The sequence below is a fragment of the Kitasatospora sp. NPDC057512 genome, from assembly GCF_042802135.1.
In the GTDB taxonomy this organism is placed as follows: Bacteria; Actinomycetota; Actinomycetes; order Streptomycetales; family Streptomycetaceae; genus Kitasatospora.
In genome coordinates this window covers 1-2,633 of record NZ_JBHVET010000953.1, presented here as the reverse complement: position 1 = coordinate 2,633, position 2,633 = coordinate 1, and the positions used below count along the sequence as shown (strand labels likewise).

At 68.7% G+C, this 2,633-nt stretch carries 2 protein-coding genes; one reads left to right on the top strand and one right to left on the bottom strand.

Going from position 1 to position 2,633, the window contains the following annotated elements:
* Positions 1-127: 127 nt before the first annotated feature.
* A complete protein-coding gene (rpsT, locus tag ACFU6K_RS36155; RefSeq protein ID WP_030309778.1) occupies positions 128-397 on the bottom strand; it encodes a 30S ribosomal protein S20 in 270 nt (89 codons plus the stop codon).
* Between the two features lie 316 nt (positions 398-713).
* Between rpsT and lepA the strand changes: the two genes are divergently transcribed.
* Entirely contained in the window at positions 714-2,582 is a 1,869-nt protein-coding gene (lepA, locus tag ACFU6K_RS36150) for a translation elongation factor 4 (RefSeq protein WP_380670452.1), read from the top strand.
* Positions 2,583-2,633: the final 51 nt, after the last annotated feature.

The window sequence follows — 2,633 nt, the reverse complement described above, 5'->3', positions numbered from 1 at the left end:
CTGCTTCTTTGCACCGCACCCGCGTGGCGAACGCAGGCCGCGTGCGGTGCGAGTCTCGCGCGCCTCGGGGGTCCGGGTAGAGGGCCGGGTCGTCCCGAAGCGGTGGGGGTCGAAGACCCCGGGGGCGTCAGGCCTGGACGGCGGTGTTGACGCGCTTGGTGATGGCCGACTTCTTGTTGGCGGCCTGGTTGGCGTGGATGACGCCCTTGCTCACGGCCTTGTCCAGCGCCTTGGAGGCGGCGCGGGCCAGCTCGGTGGCCTTCTCGGTCTCGCCGGCGGCAGCGGCCTCACGGGCCTTGCGCAGAGCGGTCTTCAGCGAGGACTTGACGGCCTTGTTGCGCAGGCGCGCCTTCTCGTTGGTCTTGTTGCGCTTGATCTGGGACTTGATGTTCGCCACGAAGGAGCCTCAGTCTTGTCTAAAGGTTTGAACGGGTTCGCACCCGGTGGCCGTCGGACCAGCTGAGAGGGCATGCCGAGGCCGGGTGCAGCAGCCCACGCTACCAGGGGCCCGCTGCCCGCCCCAAACCCGGGCGCCCGCGAGGGCCGTCCCGGCTGCTCGCGAGGGCCCCCGGGTGCCCGACCGGCGGCCCGCCCCGTGGTCGTGGGAAGATGGCAGGGACTATTTCGATCGGACGAGACCGTCCGGTCCCCGGGAAGCCGGTCAGCGATGACCCGGACACCCCCGGCCCCGGACCACGGAGAATCGGACCAAGGTGCCCGCGACCCCCAGCAATGTGCCAGAGCCCAGCCGTACCGACCCGGCGCTGATCCGCAACTTCTGCATCATCGCCCACATCGACCACGGCAAGTCGACGCTCGCAGACCGGATGCTGCAGATCACCGGCGTCGTCGACCCCCGGCAGATGCGTGCCCAGTACCTCGACCGCATGGACATCGAGCGTGAGCGCGGCATCACCATCAAGTCGCAGGCGGTCCGCCTCCCGTGGGCGCCGAAGACCGGTCCGGACGCCGGGACGACGCACATCCTCAACATGATCGACACCCCCGGCCACGTGGACTTCACGTACGAGGTGTCCCGCTCCCTCGCCGCGTGCGAGGGCACCATCCTGGTGGTCGACGCGGCCCAGGGCATCGAGGCGCAGACCCTCGCCAACCTGTACCTGGCGCTGGAGAACGACCTCACGATCGTCCCGGTCCTCAACAAGATCGACCTGCCGGCCGCCCAGCCGGAGAAGTACGCGGCCGAGATCGCCCACATCATCGGCTGCGACCCCTCCGACGTGCTCCAGGTCAGCGCCAAGACCGGCCTGGGCGTCGAGGACCTGCTGGACCACATCGTCAACACCGTCCCGGCCCCGGTCGGCGCCAAGGACGCCCCGGCCCGCGCGATGATCTTCGACTCGGTGTACGACTCCTACCGCGGCGTGGTCACCTACGTCCGTGTGGTGGACGGGCAGCTCACCAAGCGCGAGCGGATCGCGATGATGTCCACCGGCGCGACCCACGAGCTGCTGGAGATCGGCGTCATCTCGCCCGAGCCGAAGGTCGCCGACGGCCTCGGCGTCGGCGAGGTGGGCTACATCATCACCGGTGTGAAGGACGTCCGGCAGTCCAAGGTCGGTGACACGATCACCTCGATGCACAAGGGTGCCACCGAGGCGCTGGGCGGCTACAAGGACCCGCGCCCGATGGTGTTCTCCGGCCTCTACCCGCTGGACGGCTCGGACTACCCGCTGCTGCGCGACGCCCTGGACAAGCTGCGGCTCAACGACGCCGCGCTGGTGTACGAGCCGGAGACCTCGGTCGCGCTCGGCTTCGGCTACCGCTGCGGCTTCCTCGGCCTGCTCCACCTGGAGATCATCCGGGAGCGCCTGGAGCGCGAGTTCAACCTCGACCTGATCTCCACCGCCCCGAACGTGGTCTACCGGGTGATCATGGAGGACGGCAGCGAGCACACCGTCACCAACCCGAGCGAGTTCCCCACCGGCAAGATCGCCGAGGTGTACGAGCCGGTCGTGCGCGGCACCATCCTCGCGCCCAACGAGTTCGTCGGCGCGATCATGGAGCTCTGCCAGTCCCGCCGCGGCAACCTCCAGGGCATGGACTACCTGTCCGAGGACCGGGTCGAGCTGCGCTACACCCTGCCGCTCGCGGAGATCGTCTTCGACTTCTTCGACCAGCTGAAGTCCAAGACCCGCGGCTACGCCTCGCTGGACTACGAGCCCATCGGCGAGCAGTCCGCCCAGCTGGTGAAGGTCGACATCCTGCTGCACGGCGACGCGGTGGACGCCTTCTCCGCGATCGTCCACAAGGACAAGGCCTACGGCTACGGCGTGATGATGGCGGGCAAGCTCCAGAAGCTCATCCCCCGCCAGCAGTTCGAGGTGCCGATCCAGGCGGCCATCGGCTCCCGGGTGATCGCCCGTGAGACGGTCCGCGCGATCCGTAAGGACGTCCTCGCCAAGTGCTACGGCGGTGACATCTCCCGTAAGCGGAAGCTGCTGGAGAAGCAGAAGGAAGGCAAGAAGCGGATGAAGATGGTCGGCCGCGTGGAGGTCCCGCAGGAGGCCTTCATCGCCGCGCTGTCCACCGACGCCGAGGCGCCGAAGGAGAAGAAGTAACGGCGGCAGGCGTTCGGAAACGCCGGAAGGGCCCGGGCATCAGCCCGGGCC